The sequence below is a fragment of the Vibrio sp. HI00D65 genome, assembly GCF_001635455.1.
In the GTDB taxonomy this organism is placed as follows: domain Bacteria; phylum Pseudomonadota; class Gammaproteobacteria; order Enterobacterales; family Vibrionaceae; genus Vibrio.
Window position 1 is genome coordinate 139232 of record NZ_LWEH01000085.1, and the last position, 6116, is coordinate 145347.

At 42.1% G+C, this 6116-nt stretch carries 6 protein-coding genes; 3 read left to right on the forward strand and 3 right to left on the reverse strand.

Going from position 1 to position 6116, the window contains the following annotated elements:
* The first annotated feature begins 48 nt into the window (after positions 1–48).
* The 3 genes from A3712_RS08600 to A3712_RS08610 all read left to right on the forward strand — a co-directional run bounded on the left by A3712_RS08600 (position 49) and on the right by A3712_RS08610 (position 1798).
* Entirely contained in the window at positions 49–639 is a 591-nt protein-coding gene (locus A3712_RS08600) for a TfoX/Sxy family DNA transformation protein (RefSeq protein WP_082856201.1), read from the forward strand.
* Between the two features lie 131 nt (positions 640–770).
* Positions 771–1451, forward strand: a complete 681-nt coding sequence (locus tag A3712_RS08605) for a TVP38/TMEM64 family protein (protein WP_082856202.1) — start codon at positions 771–773, stop codon at positions 1449–1451.
* A gap of 29 nt (positions 1452–1480) precedes the next feature.
* A complete protein-coding gene (locus tag A3712_RS08610; protein ID WP_063523091.1) occupies positions 1481–1798 on the forward strand; it encodes a putative signal transducing protein in 318 nt (105 codons plus the stop codon).
* Positions 1799–1916: 118 nt separating this feature from the next.
* Here A3712_RS08610 and A3712_RS08615 read toward each other — a convergent pair whose 3' ends face one another.
* From A3712_RS08615 to glgC, 3 genes are all read right to left on the reverse strand, one after another.
* On the reverse strand, positions 1917–2714 hold the full coding sequence (locus tag A3712_RS08615) for an alpha/beta fold hydrolase (RefSeq protein ID WP_004737440.1): 798 nt from the start codon (positions 2712–2714) through the stop codon (positions 1917–1919).
* A 283-nt stretch (positions 2715–2997) separates the two neighbouring features.
* Positions 2998–4452 (reverse strand): glycogen synthase GlgA, encoded by a 1455-nt coding sequence (gene glgA / locus A3712_RS08620; RefSeq protein ID WP_063523092.1) that lies wholly within the window; start codon positions 4450–4452, stop codon positions 2998–3000.
* Positions 4442–5671, reverse strand: a complete 1230-nt coding sequence (glgC, locus tag A3712_RS08625) for a glucose-1-phosphate adenylyltransferase (protein ID WP_082856203.1) — start codon at positions 5669–5671, stop codon at positions 4442–4444. Before glgC ends, glgA begins: the two co-directional genes overlap by 11 nt.
* Positions 5672–6116: the final 445 nt, after the last annotated feature.

Consider the following 6116-nt stretch of genomic DNA (forward strand, 5'->3'; position numbering starts at 1 on the left):
GGACCTGCTTATTTGGTGGCGTTGTTCAAATACACCGAGATAAATAACATGGATAAACCGATACTAAAGGACTCAATGAAGTTATTTGAGCCCCTAGGAAAAATAAAATCACGCTCAATGTTTGGTGGATTCGGTCTTTTTGCTGATGACACTATGTTTGCTCTGGTTGTTAATGACCAGTTGCATATACGAGCAGACAAAGACACAACAAAACAGTTCGAGCAACAAGGGTTTCAACCGTACGTCTACAAAAAACGTGGTTTCCCTGTCGTAACTAAATACTTCGCTTTACCAGAAGGCCTGTGGCAAGACCAAGAGAAAATCTTACAACTTGCGACTACGTCACTGGGCTTTGCAAAAGAAGAGAAAGCTGAACAGTCTGCTGCTAAGCCTACTCGACTCAAAGACCTCCCTAATCTCCGACTTGCCACTGAGCGCATGTTGAAGAAAGCCGGGATTGATTCCGTAGAGCGTTTATATGAATCTGGCTCTGTAAACGCATTTAATGCCATCAAGGAATCTCATACGTCCTCTGTCAGTATTGAACTGCTTTGGGCATTAGAAGGTGCGATCAATGGTACCCATTGGTCGGTTATCCCACAGCAACGTCGCGAAGAGCTTATCAGTCGCGTAAATTAACATTGTCAGTACATCCTTTTTATACAACTAAGCCGCATTTCTGCGGCTTTTTTTTATCTAATGAAAGTTAATCTATGCTTTGCCTGTCTATTTATACTAACGGTATGCATTAAAAATTTGAGGAAGTCTCAATGAGTAAGAAAATGATATTGGGTATTGTGCTAGTCGTGACGGTTGTTTTACTAGGCATCAATTTTGGTCAACACCTCACGCTGGAAAACGCCAAAGCACAACAAGCCGTGTTAAACGACTATCTAGAAAGTAACTTTAATGCGGCTGCCGCGACTTACTTCATCGCGTATATCTTGATCACTGCCTTCTCTATTCCAGGAGCAGCAGTTGTTACACTACTTGGTGCAGCTCTATTTGGATTCTGGAATAGCTTGCTTTTGGTTTCTTTCGCCAGTGCGATCGGCGCAACTCTTGCCTTTTTAAGTAGCCGCTACTTGCTGCGTGACTGGATACAAACCAAGTTTGGCGACAAACTGTCTACGATTAATAAAGGCGTAGAAAAAGATGGTGCATTTTACTTGTTCTCTTTACGCCTTATTCCTGTATTCCCGTTTTTCCTTATCAACCTGCTAATGGGCTTGACGCCGATGTCGGTAACCCGCTACTACGTAACAAGCCAAATCGGCATGCTGCCAGGTACAGCTGTATTCTTAAATGCTGGTACTCAACTCGCAGAAATTGATTCGCTTTCAGGTATCATTTCACCTTCTGTACTATTGTCATTTGCATTACTAGGCGTATTTCCAATTATCGCCAAATGGTTGATGAGTAAGTTTCGTTCAGCACCTGTTGCTGAATAATTACCGTGGTCGAATAAGGTTCTATTTCAATGAAAATCTTCAGTGCATCGAATCCGACAGAAGCGCACATCATCTGCGGACTATTAGAAAGTGAAAATATTGCGTGTGAAGTCCGTGGTGAAGGTTTGTTTGGTTTGAAAGGGGAAATCCCATTTACGGAAGAAACTGACCCTTATGTGTGGTTATATGAGCCAGAAATGGCCACCAAAGCCCGCACAATCGTTAATGACTATCAAAAGCAACAAGATTCCATCATCTATGAAGAATGGCGCTGCAGTGAATGTCATGAAGTAAACGAAGCACAATTTGGTTCTTGTTGGCAGTGCGGTGCGAACTGTCCTGAATAAATGAACTCATTGGAGCCCTAGCTGCTTCACCCGATACCTCCTCTAAAAAAACGGGAAGCTAAAATAGCTTCCCGTTTTTATTTCAATTCTTTATTAGTTCAGATGACCGACTTAGAAATCACTGGATTTGCTTTTGGATAAACTCAATAGAGTGCTGATTAAATTCTTCTGGATTTTCAACATTGCAAACATGACCACAGTTTGCGATTTCAACCAGTTCACTAGACTCATGTGCTTCAACCATCTCTTTAACGGGCTTGATGAACATGTAATCACGCTCTCCCATCAAGTAGAGGGTTGGAATTGGCAATTCGCGGTCTTTGAAATACTTCATTAGAGGGTTTACATCAGCCGTTAATATAAACCAACGTTTAAACTCTTTTTGACACAGTTTTTTGGCTTCACGGATAAATAAGTGACGAGACTCTTTTTGACTTTTTTGTGGCATTACGATGTAAGCAAAAAGACTATAAAGCCACATGTAAGGAATGATGTGTTTACTTAGGTTTCCGAGTTTAACTAACACCTGAGAGCGCGTATTGAGTTTAGTGACTGCACCACCTAATACCATTGAACGTACACGCCCTGCGGCTAGCTCTGCAATATTACGGACGATGATAGTCCCTAACGACATGCCAACGAAATGAGCTGAACGAATTTTTAGATGATCGAGCACTTTAAGGATATCGAGAGTAACCGCTTTAAACGTGTAACGATTCGACATCAGATCTTTAAGGATATTGTCTGATTTACCGTGCCCTCTCAAATCAATTAGCAGCAAATTGAAATGTTGTTTATACGCCTTGATCTGCTTGAACCAGATTGAGGAACTACCTCCAGCGCCATGCACAAATACCACCCACTCATCGCTCGTAGGGTGAGTAAATGTTTTATGAAATAATAAACTCTCAGACATACCTATCGCTTTAACTATTAATATGGAGCTATGCCTCATCATAAGGCGATTACTAAGGATATCACGCAATTGAGAAGATTAGGTGATAATAGTGTCAAGCCTATAATTAGTTTTGTGAATGTCTTAACTGCCTTTTCAACCGAACTACAATGAGTTTGCAAGCTTTGTCTTAATATACTCGATGTACTCGGGCCGGAAAACAAAAAGGCGCCCTATTCTCAGAGCGCCTTGTGTGAGTTCATATTATCTACTTTGCTAATTTGAGTATCTAGGTAAACTGTTACTACATAGCAGAGTGGTACATTGCTAGATACCCTTTCGCAGCATCTTCCCAACTAAAATCTTTCTGCATAGCATAAAGCTGAATACGCTTAATTTCAGATGGGTTTTGTGCGTAAAGCAGCAACGAACGATGTAGAACGGCCAACAAAGCCTGCGGAGTCGGCTCTTCAAAAGCAAAGCCAGTCGCAACCTCTGGATCCTCATCATAATCATTAACACTGTCTTTTAGACCACCGACAGAGCGAACGATAGGCAAGGTGCCATAAGCCATACTGTAGATCTGGTTTAAACCACAAGGTTCAAACTCAGAAGGCATCAAGAAGAAGTCAGAACCCGCTTCAACTAAATGTGCTAATTCATTGTTGTATGCCTCTACAAAAGAGAATTTTTCTGAATGCAGTGCCGATAGCTCTTTCAGCTGGCTCGCTAAAACAGGGTCACCCGTACCTACAATCACAATCTGAAGCTCGTTCTTCAAGAACTGTTCTATGATAGGCAGCAAGTAGTGAACACCTTTCTGATTCGTTAAACGACAAACCATCCCATATACTGCGCAATCGATGACCGGTAAGCCGACCTCTTGTTGCAGCTTCTGTTTACAAACTGATTTTCCACGCGCCATGCTGTGTTTGGTCGCTTTGTATTTACGAGGAAGAAATGCATCCGTTTCTGGATTCCAAGCACCGTAGTCACAACCATTTAGGATTCCGACTAAATCTGAAGCTCTACGTTGAAACTCAGCCGCCATGCCATGACTACCAAGCTCTGTTTTTAGCTCTTCCGCGTACGTTGGGCTTACTGCGTTCACTTTATCTGCGCATAACACACCAGCTTTAAGCATAGTCAAGTGCGTATCACTAACTGCAGCTTCCGGAACATTGCGGCTGTGCATTTCAGGAAGACATTGCAGCTCATCGTATGAGAATACGCCTTTGAACACCGCGTTGTGGATTGAAATAACACTGCGCGTGTTCTCAAAGAATTCATGCTGTTGGTAGCGAGATTTAAGCAGGAGAGGAACAAAGCCAGTATGCCAATCGTTCGCATGAATAATATCAGGCTGGAAACCAAGCTTAGGAAGCATGTCCAAACATGCTGCGCTGAAGAACGAAAAACGCTCACCATTATCAGCATAAGCCTGATTATTTTCAGCGTACATTTCTGGACGGTCAAAGTATTTAGCACATTCAATACCAAACACTTGTACGCCTTCAACACTTAACTGCTTAACTTGATAAGCCGTATGCGGCCAATGATCGAGCTCTGTCGATAAAACAACTTCTGCAGAATCAATATTTGGAATATTGCGGTAAGCGGGGATGGTCACTCGAACGTCCTGTTCGAGTGTTTGTAACGCTTTTGGCAGTGCCTTAGCTACATCAGCCAAGCCACCACTTTTAATCAAGCCTTCAACTTCAGACGCTACAAAAAGTACCGAGAGAGTCTTAGTAACCAACTCGTGCTCCTTTAGGGATTACTACTACACCATCGTCAGAGACGTGGTAATGCTTTTTGTCTTCTTTCAGGTTTACACCAATCTGTGTACCCGGTGCGATGTCTGCATCTTTATCGACGATAACACGACGAAGTACACAGCCCTCGCCCACTTTTACGTCGCCTAACAAGATACTCTCACTGATGTCACATGCTGATGCAATATTGCTACGGAAACCAAGCACACACTTCTCGATGCGAGAACCACGAACATAACTACCATTACACACTAAACTATCGATGATTTGAACACGGCCATTAGCCGAATCTGAAAACGTCGCTGGTGGTAACGGTGGGTAGTAAGTGTGCAGTGGCCACTTGCGGTTGTATAGTGAAAATGGTGCATCTTTCTCAAGAAGATCCATGTGAGCTTGCCAGTACGCGTCGATCGTACCTACATCACGCCAGTAAACTTCTTCTTTCTCACCAGTAATGCGGTTAGTACTGAAGTCATACACAAATACATCACCACGTGGGAACATGAAAGGAATAATATCTTTGCCAAAGTCATGTGAAGAGCCTTCGCGATCCGCATCTTCAACAAGCTCTGCAAAAAGCTCATTTGCTTCAAATACGTAGTTACCCATTGAAACCAATGCCGAATCAGGGTCGCCAGGGATTGACTTAGGGTTTGCAGGCTTCTCTTCAAAGCCGATCATACGTCCTTCGGCATCAACTTCGATAACACCGAACTCTGATGCTTCAGCCAAAGGCATACGTAGAGCTGAAACCGTTAATGCCGCTTTCTTCTCTTTGTGGAAATCAAGCATCTGCTTAATATCCATTTTGTAGATGTGGTCAGAACCAAAGATACAAACTTGGTCCGGCTCTTCTAGCTGCATAAAGCGAAGGTTTTGATAGATTGCATCGGCAGTACCTTCATACCAACGCTTACCTGTACGCATTTGAGCAGGGATTGGGTCGATAAAACGATCTGTTATACCACTGATATTCCATCCTTTTTTCATATGGTGGAACAGTGACTGTGACTTGAACTGCGTTAATACATAGATCTTCATTAGATCAGCGTTAACGAAGTTATTTAAAGCAAAATCAATTAAGCGGTAACTACCACCGAAAGGGACCGAGGGTTTGCTGCGCGATTCAGTTAAAGGTCTTAAACGTGAGCCTTCACCACCAGCAAGAATCATTCCCAATACACCAGCCATTTTATTCTCCATATATTTATAGCTTGTCGATGTCAGTACTCGTAGAAGTCTCTTTCTCTGGGGGATGAGCACTGACAATGATTTTGGTACTTAACGAACATCCATTCACATACAGTGACAGCATCCTAAGCCAAACGTTGTTTTTCGTGCACTATTGTTTGCACTTGGTTTTGTATACATTATCGACTTTTCAGCCGATTTCAATTTTTAATACGCCATTCTGTGCTATGCAAGCTGATTGCTTTCCTAAGACTTAAAGCAGCTCACATTACACCATTTGAGCGAAACATTACATTAACACCCAAAACACATCCGGTATACAACTAAAAACTGATCTTTGAGTTACAATATTTTAATTAAGTTACATATTCGTTACAGTTGAATAAGATCGTGTAATTAATCTCTTAATTTATTTTACCCTGCGAATTTAACAAATAATTACAATTAAGATTCAGTT